Origin of the sequence: Candidatus Accumulibacter contiguus (assembly GCF_012940005.1) — a bacterium.
GTDB lineage: Bacteria > Pseudomonadota > Gammaproteobacteria > Burkholderiales > Rhodocyclaceae > Accumulibacter > Accumulibacter contiguus.
In genome coordinates, this window is sequence record NZ_SPMX01000016.1 from 22571 (window position 1) to 39798 (window position 17228).

A 17228-nucleotide genomic window follows, 5' to 3' on the forward strand; every position below is an offset into this window, starting at 1 on the left:
GGTGGCCGGTCCGGAGGACCTGAAGAACGTCCACCCGATCTGGGTGGATCTCGTTGCCCCGACCAAGAAAATCCGCGGCTGGATCGGCGAGATGTTCGACGTCGAGGTGCCCGACCCGCTCACCCTGACCGACCTCGAAGCGAGTGCGCGCTTCTATGTGGAGGACGACGGCGAGGTACACCTGCACTCCGACTTCCTGCTCGACACCCGGGACGAGTCACGCAATGTTCCGGTCGCTCTGATTCTCCACAACGAAATCCTGTTTACCGTGCGTACCGAGGAACTGCCGGTGTTTCGCCTGCAGCGGGCACGGGCGCGCACTCGACCCGGCTACGTCACCGACGGCAAGGACGTTCTCATCGACCTTTACGCGGCAGATGTCGAATACTCGGCAAACGCCCTGGAAGATGTGTACGGAGAACTGGAGAAGGCCGGCACACAGGTGCTGCGGTCGCATGTCACCGACGTCGAGGCATCGCAAATCCTCGCCGCCGTTGCCGAGGCCGAGGATCTCAACGGACGCACGCGCCGCAGCGTGCTGGATACCCGGCGCGCCCTGTCCTTCCTGTTGCGTGGCAAGTTGCTGTCGGACGCCCAACAGCTCGATGTGCGCGAGATCCTGCGCGACATCGAATCTCTCGACGGACATACTGCTTTCCTGTTCAACAAGATCAACTTCCTGATGGACGCCACGGACAGCGCGATCAACATCAACCAGAACAAGAAAATCGAACGGCTGACGGTGCTCAGCGTCGTCTTCATGCCGATCAACGTCCTCGCCGGCGCCGGCGGCATGTCCGAGTTTTCAAGCATGGCGCAGGCGCTCGACTGGCCGATGCCACTCGCCTACACGGGTTTTTTTTCTCGGCATGGGTGTGGTCGGATCGATCATGTTTTTCGGCCTGCGTCTCTTCGAAAAGCGACAACCCAAGCGCCCGCGTGCGGAGAACCGCAGGGCTGCCTGATCCAGCCTGCCTGATCCAGCATTCGTAAAGCCGTTCGCCGGTTAACGTCACCGATTCGAGACTGGCGATCCCGGCGACGAGCAGCGCCGCCCAGTCCGTAGAGCACTCGTCACCAGCTGCTGAAAACCCCTTCTGCGGCAGCGACGGTCGCGGCAATATCCGACTCGCTATGCGCCGCCGATACGAAGCCGGCTTCGAAGGCCGAAGGCGCGAAATAATGGCCGGCGTCGAGCATCGCGTGGAAAAAGCGATTGAAAGCCTGCGTGTCGCACTCCATCACCTCGGCGTAGCTCTGCGGGCACTCGGAACGGAAGTACAGCCCGAACATGCCGCCAATCGCCTGCGCCGAGAACGCTACCCCATGCCTGCCGGCGGCGGCAGCCAGCCCGTCGGTGAGTTGCCGGGTGCGTTGCCTCAAGGACTCGTAGAAATCCTCCGCCTGCAGCAGTTTCAGCGTCGCCAGACCGGCGGCGACCGCCACCGGATTGCCTGACAGGGTGCCCGCCTGGTACACCGGACCCAGCGGTGCGATCTGGCTCATGATCTCGCGCCGGCCACCAAAAGCGCCAAGCGGCATGCCGCCACCGATCACCTTGCCCAGAGTCGTCAGATCCGGGGTGACCCCATAGAGGCCCTGCGCCCCCCTGGCGCCGACGCGGAAACCGCTCATCACCTCGTCGAAAATCAGTACGGCAGCGTGGCGGCTGCACAGCTCGCGCAGGCTCTGGAGGAAAGCAGGCTGAGGCGCGATCAGGTTCATGTTGCCGGCGACGGCTTCGACGATCACCGCGGCGATGCGTGGCCCGTGCTCGGCAAACGCCGCTTCGAGTCCGGTGCTGTCGTTGTAGTCGAGAACCAGGGTGTGCCTGACAAAGTCGGCCGGTACGCCGCTGGAACTCGGGTTGCCGAAAGTCAGCATCCCCGAACCGGCTTTCACCAGCAGGCTGTCCGAATGGCCGTGGTAGCAGCCTTCGAACTTGATCAGCAGGTCACGCCCGGTGAAGCCGCGCGCCAGCCGGATCGCACTCATCGTCGCTTCGGTTCCGGAACTGACCAGACGAACCATGGCCAGCGAAGGCAGCAACTCGCACAGCAGTTCGGCGAACTCGACCTCGCTTGCCGTCGGTGCCCCGAAGGACAGTCCTGCAAGCGCCGCCTGTTGAACGGCGGTGACCACCTCGGGATGCGCGTGCCCGAGGATCAACGGCCCCCAGGATCCGACGTAATCGATGTAGCTCAGGCCATCGACATCGCGCACGCGCGCGCCGCTACCGGCGGCAATAAACCGCGGCGTACCGCCGACCGAGCGAAATGCCCGAACCGGTGAGTTGACGCCGCCAGGGATGCGCTGCTGCGCGCGTTCAAAAAGTTGCTCGCTGCAAGAACTCACGGTGATCTTCCTCGAACAGTAGTTGATAGGCCGCCGCACGTGCCGTCACGTCAGGCGCTTCGAATAAATCACTGATCACCGCCAGCAGGTCGGCACCGGCGGCCAGCAGGGGCCTGGCCCGGTCCACGGTGATGCCTCCGATGGCGCAGGCCGGCACCCGTAGTTCGCTGCGGCAGCGGGTGAACAGCGACAGTGGTGCGGGCCTGGCCAGCGGCTTGGTTGCTGAAGGATGGACGGCTCCGAAAGCAACATAATCGGCACCCGCCGACACCGCCACGCGAGCACGTTCGAAATCGTCATAACAAGAGGCGCCGAGCAAGGCACCGGCGCCAAGCGCCTGCCGGGCCGCCGGCAACTCCCCATCAGCGGCCCCAAGATGTACGCCGTCGGCATGGACCGCCAGCGCCAGCGCGAGGTCGTCATTGATCAGCAAGCGCGCGCCGAATCCTCTGCAGAGGCTCAGCAGCGCGCGTGCCGTGGCGGCCCGCCGGGCAGGATCACGGCTCTTGTCCCGGTACTGAACGAGGACCGTGCCCCCCTGCAAGGCCGCCTCGACCTGCGCCAGCAGCGTGTTCAAGGGCAGGCCTTCGGGCGTGACCGCATAGAGACCACGCAGGGGTTTGCCGACCGCTTCAGGCATTCAGCATACCGCTACGGCGGCGGATCTGGAAGAAGCGATCCGGGATGAATTGGCCCATTCCCGGTCGAAAACCAGCGGCCAGCGATTGCCAGGTATATTCCTGGGCGGCCTCTACCGCCTGCTCCACCGACAAGCCCCTCGCCAGATGCGCGGCAATCGCCGAGGCGAGAGTACAACCCGAACCGTGGTAGCTGCCGGGCAGGCGGTCCCAGGCATCGCTGCGCAGCAGGCCAAACCTCTTGCCATAGAGGCTATTAACCACGCGCGCGGTGTTTTCGTGGGTACCGGTCAATAGCACGTACTCGCAACCCAGGTCGAGCAGGATCTCTGCGCATTCGACCAGTGTCCGCGGTTCATCATCCGTGTCGCCATCCAGCAGTCGACGTGCTTCGAGAGAATTGGGTGTCAGTATCGTCGTCAGCGGCATCAGCAATTCGCACAAGCCGGCGATCATTTCCTCGTCGACCAGTTCATCGCCACGCCCGGAGGCAAGCACGGGATCGAGAACCAGTGGGATGCCGGGGTAGTCTGCGAGGATTTCGGCGATCACCGCGATATTCTCGATGCTGCCGAGCAGGCCAATTTTGAAAACGGCGACCGGCATGTCTTCGAGTAGCGTCCGCGCCTGATCCTCGACGCAATCTGCATCGACTGCCAGGATACTGCCCACGCCGACAGTATCCTGCACAGTCAGCGCCGTCGCCACGGACAAGGGATGACAGCCAAGCGAAGACAGGGTCATCAAGTCGGCCTGCATCCCGGCACCTCCGGAGGGGTCACTGGCGGAGAAGGTGAGAACGATGGGCGGCGGCAGGGGTAGAGAGTGTAGGTTCATGAGAGCAAACAGGCGTCGTACAGGAGCTACCGTCGACAAAATCTTGGCGGAAGAAGCAAGGTTTGGCTAGAATTCGTGAATTTTCTTCTCGATTCTAACCGAAAACCGATAAAGACTATGAACACAGCAAGCAATGAGCCCTATCGTACCTGGATGTGCCTGACCTGTGGCTTCATCTATGAAGAAGCCAAAGGCCTGCCGGACGAAGGCATCGCACCCGGCACGCGCTGGCCGGATGTACCCATCAACTGGACTTGTCCGGAATGCGGGGCGCGCAAGGAAGACTTCGAAATGGTCGAAATCTGAAGACAATGCGTTATAGTAGCCGCTGGCGCAAAATCATGCGCGAACCGGAACTCCCATAAATCAACGATCCGGGATAGTCTGGAGGAGAGAATTGGCTGAAGCTGCAAACCTGCGCGGCGTCAAGGTCATGGTCATCGATGACAGTAATACGATCCGACGCAGCGCGGAAATTTTTCTTGTGCAGGCCGGCTGTCAAGTGCTGCTCGCGGAAGATGGCTTCGACGCGCTGGCCAAGGTCGCCGATCACCAGCCCGCAGTGATCTTCTGCGACATCGTGATGCCGCGCCTCGACGGCTACCAGACCTGCGCCCTGATCAAGAAGAACCAGCGCTTTCGTACCACACCAGTGATCATGCTGTCGTCGAAAGACGGTCTGTTTGACCGCGCTCGTGGCCGCATGGTCGGATCGGACCATTATCTGACCAAGCCATTCACTAAAGACAGTCTGCTGCAAACGGTCGCGACTTTTGCTCCGGCAGCCGCCGAATGAAGCAAACTCCTTGAAAGGCAGCTACGGGAACGGACAGGCCATGACTATCAAGAAAATCCTCGTCGTAGACGATTCGCCGACCGAACGTCATGTGCTGAAGGTCCTGCTGACCAGCCATGATTATGAGGTCATTACCGCGGAGAGCGGTGAAGAAGGCATTGCCAAGGCGAAGAGCGAGTTGCCGGACCTGATCTTGATGGACGTGGTGATGCCCGGCCTCAATGGCTTCCAGGCCACCCGAACCCTGACCCGCGATCCGGCGACCAAGAACATTCCGGTCATCGTATGCACCACCAAAGGCCAGGAAACGGACAAGATCTGGGGCCTGCGCCAGGGTGCCCAGGATTACCTGGTCAAACCAGTCAATGGCCCGGAGTTGCTGGCCAAAATCGCAGCGCTCTAACGGTCATGGCCAAGAAGATCAGCCTGCATGAATTTCAGTCCTATCTCGCGGCACGGCTGGCCGGCACCAGTAATCAGAGTTCGGCTGGCCTGCTGGGAATTCAGGCCGGTCCAGACTACTGGCTGCTCGACCTGGCAGACTCGGGCGAAATCATCCCGCTGACCCCCCTGACCAAGGTTCCCCTGACCAAACCCTGGTTCGCAGGGATCGCCAACATTCGCGGCAATCTGTACTCGGTGGTGGATTTGTCCGCCTTCCTGGGCAAGGAAGCGACGCCCCAGAACACCAGCTCGCGACTCCTCTTGATTGGTACCCGTCATGGCAGCAATGCGGCCTTGCTCGTCACGCGCATGATCGGCCTGCGCAATATCGAGGCCTTGACTCCCGAAACCGCTGCGTCAGGCGTGCCGGACTGGGCACGTGAAGCCTATTCGGACAACGAAGGGCGTCGCTGGAACAAACTCAAGGTGCGTGAACTACTGGCTGACGAGGCGTTCATGGATATTGGCGCTTGAGCCGCTTGCGTACCAAGAAATCCTCAACGACCGTGATTTGCACCGTCGAGAAAGTGTAACCGGAGAAGCAAGATGACGTTCAAACCCAAGCTACCGGCTTTCCTGTCCCCTTTCCTGTCTCGAATGACAGCGGCGGCAAGCGAGACCCTTTTGGCTCGTACCGTGATCGATTCCGGGGAACCGGTGAGCAAAGGGACGATCCCCTTCTTGCTGCCCTTCCTGAACCGCTTGCCGGTGATCAAACAACTCCAGATCCTTGGCGGCTGTCTGGTGCTGGTAATGCTGGTGATTGCTGTCCTCGTCTATCGCGACGACCGTCAGGCGGCCTATAACACGGTCTACATTGCGACCGCCGGTGAGATGCGCATGCTTTCTCAGCGCCTGGCAAAGGCTTCGAGCCTGGCACTGCTGGGTGACTCGGTCGCATTCAAGCAGGTCCGCGAATCGCGTGACAGCTTCGGCGCCAACCTGGAACGATTGACCAATGGTGGAGAACTGACAGGCACGCAAGTGCCACCTTCGCCAAGTGGCGTACAGCCGCAGTTGCAGACGGTGGCACAGATCTGGGACAAGACCGACAAGAATGCTTCGCTCCTGCTCGAAATGGAAAAGAGCCTGATCTCGCTGGGCAAGGATGTCGCCGCCATCAACGACAAGAATCCCCAGTTGCTCGAACTGTCTCAACAGGTCGCTGCGCTCAAGCTGCAGGGCAGTGCCAGCATCCGAGAGATTGCGGCGGCCAACCTGTTGGTGATGCTGACCCAGCGGATCGCGAAAAACGCCAGTGCGCTGCTGCTGGGTGATGCCATCGACACGGAAGTCGGCTTCCTTCTGGGCAAGGACACGAACACCTTTCGCGACACCATACAAGCGCTGATCAAGGGAAGTGAAACCTTGCGCATCGCTCCGACGACGGATGCGGATACCCGGCAGAAACTCAACGCACTCGATGCCAGCTTTGAAGAGTATCGAACCGCCGTTAGCGGCATCCAAGGCAACATGCAGAAACTGACCATCGCCAAACTGGCCGGTTCGCAAATCTTCCGCGACAGTGAAGAGTTGCTTACCAACACCTACCAACTGGAACAGGCCTACCATGGCAGTTTCATGCAACGTACCTCGTATGGCCTGGCGCTGCTGGTTCTGATCCTTCTGGCCATCTCGCTGGTGTTTCTGCTGGGCAAAACCTACCTCGCGGATAGCCAGCGTCAGACCGAACAGGCCGAACAACGCCGCCATGAAACCGATCTTCTCAACCGCCAGAATCAGGATGCCATCCTGCGTCTGATGAACGAACTCGGCGACCTCGCCGACGGCGACCTGACGGTGACCGCAACCGTATCCGAGGACATCACCGGCGCCATCGCCGACTCGATCAACTACACGATCGAGGAGCTGCGGGTACTCGTCGGCCGCATCAACGATGCGGCCAGACGGGTGACGCTGGCAACCGAGATCGCCCAGCAGACCTCCGCCGAATTGCTTGCTGCCGCCGAGCGCCAGGCCACCGAGATCAAGGCGGCCGGCCAGTCGGTCCTGGCCGTGGCCAGCTCGATGACCAACGTATCCGGCGACGCGAAACAATCGGCAACCGTGGCACGCCAGTCCCTGGCTGCAGCCGGCAAGGGTGCGCGGGCCGTGGAAGACTCGATCAAGGGCATGAACAAGATCCGCGAGCAGATTCAGGAGACATCCAAACGCATCAAGCGCCTCGGTGAGTCCTCGCAGGAAATCGGCGAGATCGTCGAACTCATTTCGGACATCACCGAACAGACCAACGTACTGGCACTCAATGCCGCCATCCAGGCTGCTTCTGCCGGGGAAGCGGGGCGCGGCTTCACGGTCGTTGCCGAGGAGGTGCAGCGCCTTGCCGAGCGTTCGGGCGAGGCGACGAAACAGATCGGAGCGATCGTCAGAACCATCCAGACCGACACCCAGGACACGGTCTCGGCAATGGAGGAATCGACCCGTGGCGTGGTCGAGGGTGCCAGGCTTTCCGATGCGGCGGGTCAGGCGCTGGCCGAGATTGGTGAGGTTTCGAGAACGCTCACGGCACTGATCGAGAACATCTCCGGCGCCACCCGCCAGGCGGCCGATTCGGCGACCAAGGTGGCCCGCAAAATGCAGGAGATATTGCTGGTCACCGGGCAAACCACGGCAGGAACGCAAAAAACGGCGATGGCCATCGGCGAACTGGCTGCTCTGGCGACCGAGCTCAAGGGTTCCGTAGCCGGCTTCAAGGTGTCCTGAAACTCAGATGAATGCTCCGACGGACTTCGATATCGGCCCGCTGACCTGGGTCAAGAGCGAGATCGACCTCGCCCTCGAACGAGGCGACACGGCACTGCAACAATTCACCGCGAGCGCTGCCGATGGGAGCGGCGACCGCACGCAAATCCGGTTCTGCCGCACCCATTTGCACCAGGTGCAGGGCGCCCTGACGATCGTCGGCCTGGATGGTGTGACCCAGTTTGCCGAAGCACTGGAGTCGCTGCTGGAGGCCATCGAACTGCAGGAGCGTCCCGCCACCCCAGCTACTGTCCAGCTTGCACAAAGCGCGCTGGCGGCGCTTCGCCATTACCTTGATGATCTGATCAGCGGCCAACCGAACCAGCCACTCCGGCTATTGCCTTTGTACCGAGAAGTGCAGTCGGCACGCGGGCGGGAACGTGTCTTCGCGACGGATCTGTTCTACCCCGACCTCAGCGTCCAGCCACCCCAACGTACCGGCCCGGTGCCGAAACACCGCCGTGGCGAGTTTGCACACCGACTCCATCAGCAACGTGCACATTTTCAGCACGGCCTGCTGGCGTGGTTGCGCACACCCAAGGACGACCAGGGCGTGGCCGAAATGCTCAACGCCGTCAAACGGATCGCAGCCATCCAGGAAACACCATCGGCGCGCTCGTTCTGGTGGATCGCCACGGCTTTCCTGACCGCCCTGGGCGAACACAGCTTGCCGGCAGATGCGGATGCCCGGCAACTCTGCAGCCGCATCGACCTGCAGACTCGCCGACTCCTCGAAGGTTCGAGCAATGTCGCCGAGCGCCTGATGCGCGATGCGCTGTATCTGGTCGGCAAGGCTCGCAGCGACGATCCCCTCGTACGCCAAGTCCAGGAAGCTTACCATTTGGCGGCCTTGATACCCGGCGCGATCAGTGCGGCGCCGGTCGCAGTGGAGTCCGTACGCCGTCGCTTGCGTGAAGCGATTGCTGCCACCGAAGAAACCTGGAACCGGTTCTGCGCCGGAACAACGCAGGTTCTGCCTCTGTTCAGGACCCATACCAGTACGCTGTCGACGCTGGTCGAAGAACTGGGTCACGCCGACTATCGCCGTCTGGTGCAAGCCATTGCCGAGGTTGCCGGCCTGCTGACGCAAAGCCCGTCTCGCCATACCGAAGCGCTGGCCATGGAAACCGCGACGGCCATCCTGCTCGCCCAGAACGCGCAGGAGAACATCCAGTACCTGGGCAGCAGTTTCTCGCACCAGGTGGATGTGATGGTCGAGCGGCTCCAGGGTTGTATTGCCGGAAACCCACCGCGACCAGAGTCGGAGTTGCCGTCACTCGACGAAATGTCACGCCTGGCACAGGAAAGGATGCTCGTTGCCCAGGTCGCCAGGGAGATTACCAACAACCTCGCACAAATCGAGCAGGTTCTCGATGGCTTTTTCCGCGATGCCGAAAAACGTGCCGATCTGAACGGACTGGAAACCCCGCTGCGACAGGTCATCGGTGCGCTTACCATGATGCGCCACGATGATGCAGTGGCCGTTCTGCAGCAGTGTGCGAAAGACATCGCATGCTTCTCGAAAGCGGACTACGTACCGCGAGTGACCGACTTCGAAAACGTTGCCGAGCAACTGTCGCTGGTTGGTTTCTTCGTCGATGCCATGCAGCACGGCGCAAGCGATTTCGCGACTTTCGTCAGCAAGATGCAGGCGGCCGTGGTCCACAAGGTGGACGACACGGCGGCAAGCGTCGAGCAGGAACTGGAGCAGCAAAAGCGCGATACGCACGCCTTGCTGGTGGCCCTCAAGGAGCAGCCCAGCGATGCCGGGCTGCGCCAGGAGCTCCGACAAAATCTGACGGCCTTGCAGAAAGATGCCGATCTGGTCGCCGACAAGGAACTCGGGCAGCAAACCAAACATGTACTCTCGGCGCTGGCTGCTGGCGGTGACGCCGCACAGCAGATTGACGCGGCCATGGCGAAGCTCAAGCCGCAGACACCGGAAGCTCCCCCGCCATCGGCAGAAACCATCCAGCTCGCACAGGCCACCACCGAGGAAGTCGATGCCGAGCTGGTCGAAATCTTTCTTGAGGAAGCCGACGAAGTCCTGGCCAGGACTCATGAAAACCTGCGCCAGCTGCATGAGCAACCCCATGACGTGGAATTGCTGACTGCCATCCGTCGTTCCGCGCACACCCTCAAAGGCAGCGGCCGGATGGTCGGGCTCAAGGATTTCGGCGAAGCGGCGTGGTCGATAGAACAGGTTCTCAACCTCTGGTTAAGACAGGAACAGGAAGTCACGCCAATCCTCCTGGACCTGCTTGAACAGGCCTACCGCGTCTTTCTCGCGTGGGTCGAGCATCTCAAGACCAGGCGCGGCCACGCACCTGATGTAACGAGCATGGTCGCTTTGGCCAATTCCCTTCGCGACGGCAGCGAAACCGGCGTCCTGTTGCCGCTGCCCGGCGAGGCCGCTGCAGCAGCGCCGAGCGAAAGCCTTGCGGAGGCTGCGCCAGCCGCTCTTCCAGAGGAAACCAGCCAGGCGACATCGGCAGCGGTCCACCTCGCTGTACAGGAAACCCGCACACAGCTTTCGATCGCTCCGGCACTGGCCGAGATCTTTAACGAAGAAGCCAGTGCTCACCTGGCTACTTTGCAGCGCGAGTTCGCGGTCCTGGAAACAGACCTGGCCGCCCCGACAACGCACGAAATGTACCGGGCTGCGCATACCCTTGCCGGCATCTCCGGAACCGTCGGCATAGCACCGGTCAAGATCCTGGCGCACGCACTCGAAATGGCGCTGTTGCGCCGCAATCACACCGCACACCCCGACAGCCTCGAAGCGATTGCCTGCGTCCAGCAGGCAATCGCCGCACTCACCTTGATGCTGTCGGATGTGGTTCGCCAACATGAGCCCGAAGCGGCACCCACCCTGGTCGAGATGCTCGACACGCTGTATCCGGAGTTGGTCGTCGAAAAACCGGAAGCTCTGGAAGCGACCAGCGAGCCGCAATCAGTCGCTGCCGGAAAGGGTACCGCAGCCGTAGCGCCTGGCGCCAGCCCGACGAGCACCGCGGTCGAAGCCCCGCAACTGCACGACGAACTGGACGAGCAACTGCTGCCACTGTTTCTTGAGGAAGCGCTCGATCTCAACCAGAACATTGCCACACAGTTACACGCCTGGCGCAGCAATCCCTCTGACGGTGAAGCCGTGCGCCGACTGGCGCGACTGTTCCATACGCTCAAAGGTAGCGCGCGCATGGCCGGCGCGATGAATCTTGGCGAACTCACACACGCCATTGAAACGCGCATGCAGGAAGCACAGGAGGCCAGCAGTGCGCCGCTGCAACTGATCGACGACATCGACAATGCCTTCGACGTGATCGTGCAGATTGTCGAGCGCCTGCAGCATGGTGAATCTGCAGATGCGCCCGTCGAGATATCCGACGCGGCGGCATCGGAACTGGCTGCCGAACACGCCGCCGACCAGCCGGTCCCGGCTTCCGAACAGGGTGCTGCCGCCGGCCCGCAGGAAGTCGACAGCGAAGCGGCCGCACAACGGGCCACCCTGCGGGTGCGTGCCGACCTGATCGACCGGCTGGTCAACGAAGCCGGCGAGTTGTCGATCGCCCGCTCGCGGATTGAAGGCGAGATGCGAGCCATCAAGGGATCGCTGCTCGACCTGACCGAGAATGTCATCCGTCTGCGCCGGCAGTTGCGCGACATCGAAATCCAGGCCGAACTGCAAATGCAGTCACGTGTCGGGCAGAGCGCTGAACAGCACGCCGATTTTGATCCCCTGGAATTCGACCGCTTCACGCGTTTCCAGGAACTGACGCGAATGATGGCCGAATCCGTCAACGACGTCGCCACGGTGCAGCAGAATCTGCTCAAGAATCTGGACGACGCCAACGCGGCCATCGTCTCGCAGGCGCGTCTGAACCGCGAAGTGCAGCAGGAACTGATGTCGGTGCGCATGGTGCCATTCAGCAGCATTACCGATCGTCTCTACCGGATCGTCCGGCAGGCCGGCAAGGAAATCGGCAAACGGGCGAACCTGGAAATCCAGGGTGCCCAACTCGAACTCGACCGAACGGTTCTCGAAAAAATGTTGGCGCCGCTTGAACACATGCTGCGCAACGCCGTCGTGCATGGCCTCGAAGACACGCCCACGCGCCTGGCCAGGAGCAAGCCCGAGATTGGCGAGATCTCGTTGAAGCTGACACAGGAAGGCAACGAGATCATTCTCTCTTTCGCCGATGACGGCGCCGGCCTCGATCTCGACCGGCTGCGCGAACGCGGTCTGCTCGCCGGTCTGCTGACCGAGGAAGAAGCCCGCGATCCGACGCGCGTGGTGGACCTGATTTTTGCGCCGGGAATATCGACGGCCAGCGAGGTGTCGCGTCTCTCCGGGCGTGGCATCGGCATGGATGTACTGAAGAGCGAAGTGAGCAGCCTGGGCGGCCGCATTGAAGTGCTGTCGAGCCCAGGCCAGGGAACGACCTTCCGCCTGTACCTGCCGCTCACCCTGGCAGTCACCAAGGCCTTGCTGGTACGCTCCGGCAATCGGCAGTACGCGATCCCCTCGGCCATGATCGAGCAGGTACTCGATCTCAAGGAGCAGATGCTGGCCCGCATTCGTGACGCTAGGGAAGCCGTCTGGACCGGAAACCATTATCCTTTCAGCTACCTGCCTCACCTTCTCGGCGAAACCCGTGCGCTACCGGAGAAACATTCCCAGTACTGGGTTCTGCTGCTACGCAGCGGCAGCAAGCGAATCGCGATGCAGGTCGACGAACTGCTGGGCAATCAGGAAATCGTCGTCAAGAACATCGGACCCCAACTGGCACGGGTGATCGGCGTCGATGGCGCGACCGTTCTCGGGAATGGCCAGGTGGTGCTGATCCTGAACCCGATTGCCCTGGCCAGCCGCGATCGCACGGTGAGCGCGGTCTCGCCGGTGCCAACCGTTCGTCAACCGGTGGCCACGGACAGCGTCACCGCCACCGTGCCGACGGTCATGATCGTGGACGATTCGCTGACTGTGCGCAAGATCACCAGTCGTCTGCTGGCACGTGAAGGCTACCAGGTGATGACCGCCAAGGACGGCGTCGATGCGCTCGAACAACTGCTTGCTCTGGTCCCGGACGTCCTGCTGGTCGACATCGAAATGCCGCGCATGGATGGTTTCGAGTTCACCCGCAACGTGCGTGCCGACAACCGCCTGTGCATGGTCCCGATCATCATGATCACCTCGCGAACGGCAGACAAACACCGTCAATACGCCATCGAGCTGGGAGTCAATCACTATCTCGGCAAGCCCTATCAGGAAGAGGAGTTACTGCGCCTGGTGGCCGGACATGTCAGGGAGCAGCGCCAGGCTTGACCACGGCGTAGCGTTGCAGGGTCCGCAGCCGCGCCTGCGCGTGCTCGACCAGCGGCGCCGGGAAATCGCGGCCAATCCGCACGCCGCAAGCCTCCTGCTCGGGCAGACTCATCCGCCATGGCGCATGCAGGAACTGGTCGGGGACAGCGGCCAGCTCCGGCAGGTAGCGGCGAATGAACCTGCCGGCAGGGTCAAAGCGTTGCGATTGCGTCACCGGGTTGAAGATGCGGAAATAGGGTTGTGCATCGCAGCCGCTGGACGCCACCCATTGCCAACCCCCGTTGTTGGCCGACAGATCGAAATCGTTGAGCTGGCGCGCAAAATAGGCCTCACCGCGCCGCCAGTCGATGCCCAGATCCTTGATCAGAAACGAAGCGGTCAGCATGCGCAGGCGGTTATGCATGTAGCCTGTACCGTTGAGCTGCCGCATCGCGGCATCGACCAGCGGAAAACCGGTGCGTCCCATACACCAGGCAGCAAAGGCCGCATCCGCCGATGGCCCCTGTTCCCAGCGAATCGCGTCGTACGCCGGCTTGAACGCGCGCTCGCAAACCTGCGGAAAACGGTCAAGAATCATGAAGTAGAAGTCGCGCCAGATGAGTTCGGAAAGCCAGGTCGCAGCCCCTTCGGCAGCGGCGCGCAAGGCACCGGCAGCCATCGCCTGGGCCACCAGATCGCGAACCGAGACGGTCCCGAAGCGTAGATGAACCGAGAGATACGAACCCCCTTGCAGTGCCGGAAAATCACGCTGCTGGTGGTAACGCGCCATACGCAGACGAAAATCGGCCAGGAGCTGCCGGCCGCCGGACATCCCCGGCACGATGCCCAGCGCTCGCAGATCGCTGCCGGAAAAGCCGATTTCCGCCAACGTCGGTACACCGCCGGCGCCCGGCAGCGCTGCCAGCCTCCCGTCTCCGGCTGCGTAGGGCTGCCAGTCATCGTCGCTGAGACGCTTCAGCCAGGCTTTCCTGTAAGGGGTGAACACGGTGTAGGGCCGCCCGGCCTGGGTCAGCACTTCGTCACCGTCGAGCAGCGCCTGATCCTTGAACGACTCGAAGGCAATTCCTTGCGCCTGCAAGGCCGCCCTGACCGCGGCATCGCGTTTCTTCGCCTGCGGTTCATAATCGCGATTGGTAAACACCGCAGTCACGGCCAGCGCCTTTGCCAGGCTCGGAATTTCGCTGACCGGCCAGCCATGGCGTACGATCAGGGCGCCGCCGCGGACGCGCAGCGCCAGATCCAGCTCGACCAGCGACTCGCGAATGAACTCGACGCGGCGATCGCGGCGCGGCTCCAGCGCATCGAGGATCTCGCGATCGAAGACGAAAGCGCAATAGACGCGGCAGCCACGCCGCAGCGCTTCGCAGAGCGCCGCGTGATCAAAATCCCGCAGATCGCGCCGAAACCAGACCAGAATCGCATTCCCCATCATGGATTACCTTTGTGTCAGGCGCCGCTGCCGATTAGAATAGGGCCATGTACAGCATCAATCTCACGGACCATTTTCTCATTGCCATGCCGGCACTGGTGGACTCTTTTTTTTTCCAAGACCCTGGTCTATATCGCCGAACACAACAATCGCGGCGCGCTTGGCGTGATTGTCAATCGACCGATCGACATGAGCCTGGGAACGCTCCTCGAAAAAATTGACATTCCCCTGCAGGCCGAGGGCTTCGCCCAGTTGCCGGTCTTCTTCGGTGGGCCGGTACAGACCGACCGTGGCTTCGTCCTGCATCGGCCGGTCGGAAAATGGCAGTCCACGCTGGTGATCAACGAGCACATCGGCCTCACCAGTTCACGCGACATCCTGCAGGCCGTCGCCCGTAGCGGCCAGCCGGTGGATGTGCTGGTGACACTGGGCTACGCCGGTTGGGCTGCCGGCCAGCTTGAACACGAATTGGCACAGAACGCCTGGTTGACCGTGCGCGCCAAGCTCGACATCCTTTTTGAATCTCCCTACGAGGAAAGACTCGCGTCGGCACTCGAGCTGCTTGGCGTCAATCTCGCCAACCTCGCCGATGCCGCCGGCCATGCCTGAACCAGCCAGAAAAACCACGGGCACGGTACTCGCTTTCGACTTCGGCGAAAAACGCATCGGCGTCGCCGTTGGCGAATGGCAACTGCTGCAGGCGCATCCCCTGACCACCCTGCACGGCGAGGCCAACGCCGAGCGATTCGCCGCCATCGCCACCCTGATCCGGGAATGGCAACCAGCCAGCCTGGTCGTTGGCCGGCCGCTCGCACTCGACGGCACGCCACACGCCATGACCGCTCGCTGTACTCGCTTCGCCAACCAGCTGCGTGGCCGCTTCGGACTGCGCGTCGATTATGCCGAGGAACGGCTCTCCTCATGCGCTGCGCAGGAACTCCTGCATGCCGCCGGGCACGACACCCGCAGGGCAAAACAGCGTCTCGACGCCTTGGCTGCCCAGCTGATTCTGCAGAGCTATTTTGACGGCATGGCCGAAGCGGGCCACGAACACCCATGGTGAACGCCAGACGCTGATGAACGATTTCTTCCCCCTTCCCATCTCCCGCACCCAGGGGAGATTCCCGAGTCGCTGAAGCGACTTTCAAAATTACTCGGATGACCGCGAAACCGATGCCTCCCATTGACCTCCCCCGATGCCGAAGCGCAGTGCGCCCAACTGGCCGAACTGATCCGACCCCGCTTGCGACCGGACACGGTCCTGGTCGGCATTCACAGTGGCGGCGCCTGGGTGGCCAGGCGCCTGCGCGAAATCCTGGAGCTGCGCAATGAAATCGGCCTGATCGACGTCTCGTTCTATCGTGACGATTACGGCGCAAGGGGTCTGCATGCACGCGTCCGGCCGAGTTCGATTCCCTTCGATGTCGAAGGCCGGCCACTGATCCTCGTCGATGACGTGCTGTATACCGGCCGCACGACGCGCGCGGCGATCAACGAACTTTTCGACTACGGTCGCCCGGCCAGCATCCAGCTCGCTGTTCTCGCCGACCGCGGTCGCCGTCAACTCCCGATCTGCGCCGATTTCTGTCCCTGGAAAGTCGATCTCGATCCAGCACTGGAACTGGTGCTCTCGACCGACGCCAGTGGTCGCCTGCAGTGGAGCCTGGCCGAGAATGCGCATGCGTAATCCACAACTCAACGCCAATGGCGAGTTGACACACCTGCTGTCGACCGAGGGCCTGCCTCGCGAAGTGATCAATCACATTCTCGACACCGCATCGAGCTTTCTCAAGGTCTCGCACCGCGACGTCAAGAAGGTTCCCTTGTTGCGCGGCAAAAGCGTCTTCAATGTGTTCTTCGAGAATTCCACGCGCACGCGCACTACCTTCGAAATTGCCGCCAAGCGACTTTCCGCTGACGTCATCAACCTCGACGTGACGCGCTCCTCGACCGCCAAGGGCGAGACCTTGCTCGACACGGTGGACAATCTGGTGGCCATGCACGCCGACATGTTCGTCGTCCGGCACGCCGCCAGCGGTGCACCACACCTGATCGCCGACCACCTGCGCCGCCTCGGGCGGAATGATGTACATGTGGTCAATGCCGGCGACGGGCGCCACGCCCACCCGACGCAGGGCCTGCTCGACATGTACACCATCCGTCACTACAAACAGGACTTCAACAATCTGGTGGTGGCGATTGTCGGCGACATCCTGCATTCCCGTGTAGCGCGTTCGGATATTCACGCGCTGACCACGCTCGGTGCTGCCGAGGTGCGCGCCATCGGCCCGCAAACGCTGTTACCGACGGCCATGGACAAGATGGGACTGCGGGTCTGCCATGATCTGCGGACAGGACTTCGCGATTGCGATGTGGTGATCATGCTGCGCCTGCAGAACGAACGCATGAATGGTGCGCTGCTGCCGTCGGCGCGCGAATACTTCCACTGCTACGGACTGACACCGGCGATGCTGGCGCTGGCCAAACCCGATGCCATCGTGATGCATCCGGGGCCGATGAATCGTGGCGTCGAAATCGACTCCGATGTCGCCGACGGGCCGCAGGCGGTGATCCTGCCGCAGGTCACCTTCGGCATTGCGGTGCGCATGGCGGTGATGGGCATTCTGGCGGGAAACTGAA

The 17228-nt window shown here is 61.9% G+C and carries 14 protein-coding genes and 1 pseudogene; 11 read left to right on the top strand and 4 right to left on the bottom strand.

Annotated features, from left to right (window positions below; translation table 11 throughout):
* Position 1 precedes the first annotated feature (1 nt).
* The gene (locus E4Q08_RS24515; protein WP_308240083.1) at positions 2-979 is read left to right on the top strand and encodes a CorA family divalent cation transporter; all 978 of its coding nucleotides are present in this window, start codon (positions 2-4) and stop codon (positions 977-979) included.
* 95 nt (positions 980-1074) lie between these two features.
* On the opposite strand, the gene hemL is transcribed toward E4Q08_RS24515, so the two are convergent.
* The 3 genes from hemL to thiD are packed head-to-tail and all read right to left on the bottom strand — an operon-like array spanning position 1075 to position 3830.
* A complete protein-coding gene (gene hemL, locus E4Q08_RS07350) occupies positions 1075-2355 on the bottom strand; it encodes a glutamate-1-semialdehyde 2,1-aminomutase (protein ID WP_169069883.1) in 1281 nt (426 codons plus the stop codon).
* Positions 2327-2995, bottom strand: a complete 669-nt coding sequence (gene thiE, locus E4Q08_RS07355) for a thiamine phosphate synthase (protein ID WP_169069884.1) — start codon at positions 2993-2995, stop codon at positions 2327-2329. Before thiE ends, hemL begins: the two co-directional genes overlap by 29 nt.
* Positions 2988-3830 (bottom strand): bifunctional hydroxymethylpyrimidine kinase/phosphomethylpyrimidine kinase, encoded by an 843-nt coding sequence (gene thiD / locus E4Q08_RS07360; protein ID WP_169069885.1) that lies wholly within the window; start codon positions 3828-3830, stop codon positions 2988-2990. Before thiD ends, thiE begins: the two co-directional genes overlap by 8 nt.
* 117 nt (positions 3831-3947) lie before the next feature.
* Between thiD and E4Q08_RS07365 the strand changes: the two genes are divergently transcribed.
* The 6 genes from E4Q08_RS07365 to E4Q08_RS07390 all read left to right on the top strand — a co-directional run bounded on the left by E4Q08_RS07365 (position 3948) and on the right by E4Q08_RS07390 (position 13159).
* A complete protein-coding gene (locus E4Q08_RS07365) occupies positions 3948-4136 on the top strand; it encodes a rubredoxin (protein WP_034916348.1) in 189 nt (62 codons plus the stop codon).
* A 127-nt stretch (positions 4137-4263) separates the two neighbouring features.
* Positions 4264-4626: a response regulator gene (locus E4Q08_RS07370; protein ID WP_211203344.1), complete on the top strand. Its 363-nt coding sequence runs from the start codon at positions 4264-4266 to the stop codon at positions 4624-4626.
* 40 nt (positions 4627-4666) lie between these two features.
* On the top strand, positions 4667-5029 hold the full coding sequence (locus tag E4Q08_RS07375; RefSeq protein WP_034916360.1) for a response regulator transcription factor: 363 nt from the start codon (positions 4667-4669) through the stop codon (positions 5027-5029).
* 5 nt (positions 5030-5034) lie between these two features.
* On the top strand, positions 5035-5544 hold the full coding sequence (locus E4Q08_RS07380) for a chemotaxis protein CheW (protein ID WP_169069886.1): 510 nt from the start codon (positions 5035-5037) through the stop codon (positions 5542-5544).
* A gap of 72 nt (positions 5545-5616) precedes the next feature.
* Complete coding sequence (locus tag E4Q08_RS07385) at positions 5617-7794, top strand: methyl-accepting chemotaxis protein (RefSeq protein ID WP_169069887.1); 2178 nt, start codon at positions 5617-5619, stop codon at positions 7792-7794.
* A 7-nt stretch (positions 7795-7801) separates the two neighbouring features.
* Entirely contained in the window at positions 7802-13159 is a 5358-nt protein-coding gene (locus tag E4Q08_RS07390) for a hybrid sensor histidine kinase/response regulator (RefSeq protein WP_169069888.1), read from the top strand.
* On the opposite strand, the gene E4Q08_RS07395 is transcribed toward E4Q08_RS07390, so the two are convergent.
* A complete protein-coding gene (locus tag E4Q08_RS07395) occupies positions 13137-14588 on the bottom strand; it encodes a cryptochrome/photolyase family protein (RefSeq protein ID WP_169069905.1) in 1452 nt (483 codons plus the stop codon). The two genes, E4Q08_RS07390 and E4Q08_RS07395, sit on opposite strands and share 23 nt — an antisense overlap.
* A 47-nt stretch (positions 14589-14635) precedes the next feature.
* Here E4Q08_RS07395 and E4Q08_RS07400 point away from each other — a divergent pair.
* The 4 genes and pseudogenes from E4Q08_RS07400 to E4Q08_RS07415 all read left to right on the top strand — a co-directional run bounded on the left by E4Q08_RS07400 (position 14636) and on the right by E4Q08_RS07415 (position 17227).
* A pseudogene (locus E4Q08_RS07400) lies at positions 14636-15197 on the top strand (YqgE/AlgH family protein).
* Positions 15190-15651 carry a Holliday junction resolvase RuvX gene (gene ruvX, locus E4Q08_RS07405; protein ID WP_169069889.1) on the top strand — a complete coding sequence of 154 codons (462 nt, stop codon included), beginning with the start codon at positions 15190-15192 and terminating at the stop codon, positions 15649-15651. The pseudogene E4Q08_RS07400 and the gene ruvX overlap by 8 nt, the downstream one beginning before the upstream one ends.
* A 120-nt stretch (positions 15652-15771) precedes the next feature.
* Positions 15772-16275 carry a bifunctional pyr operon transcriptional regulator/uracil phosphoribosyltransferase PyrR gene (gene pyrR / locus E4Q08_RS07410; RefSeq protein WP_169069890.1) on the top strand — a complete coding sequence of 168 codons (504 nt, stop codon included), beginning with the start codon at positions 15772-15774 and terminating at the stop codon, positions 16273-16275.
* Positions 16268-17227 (top strand): aspartate carbamoyltransferase catalytic subunit, encoded by a 960-nt coding sequence (locus E4Q08_RS07415; RefSeq protein WP_034910797.1) that lies wholly within the window; start codon positions 16268-16270, stop codon positions 17225-17227. Before pyrR ends, E4Q08_RS07415 begins: the two co-directional genes overlap by 8 nt.
* Position 17228 lies beyond the last annotated feature (1 nt).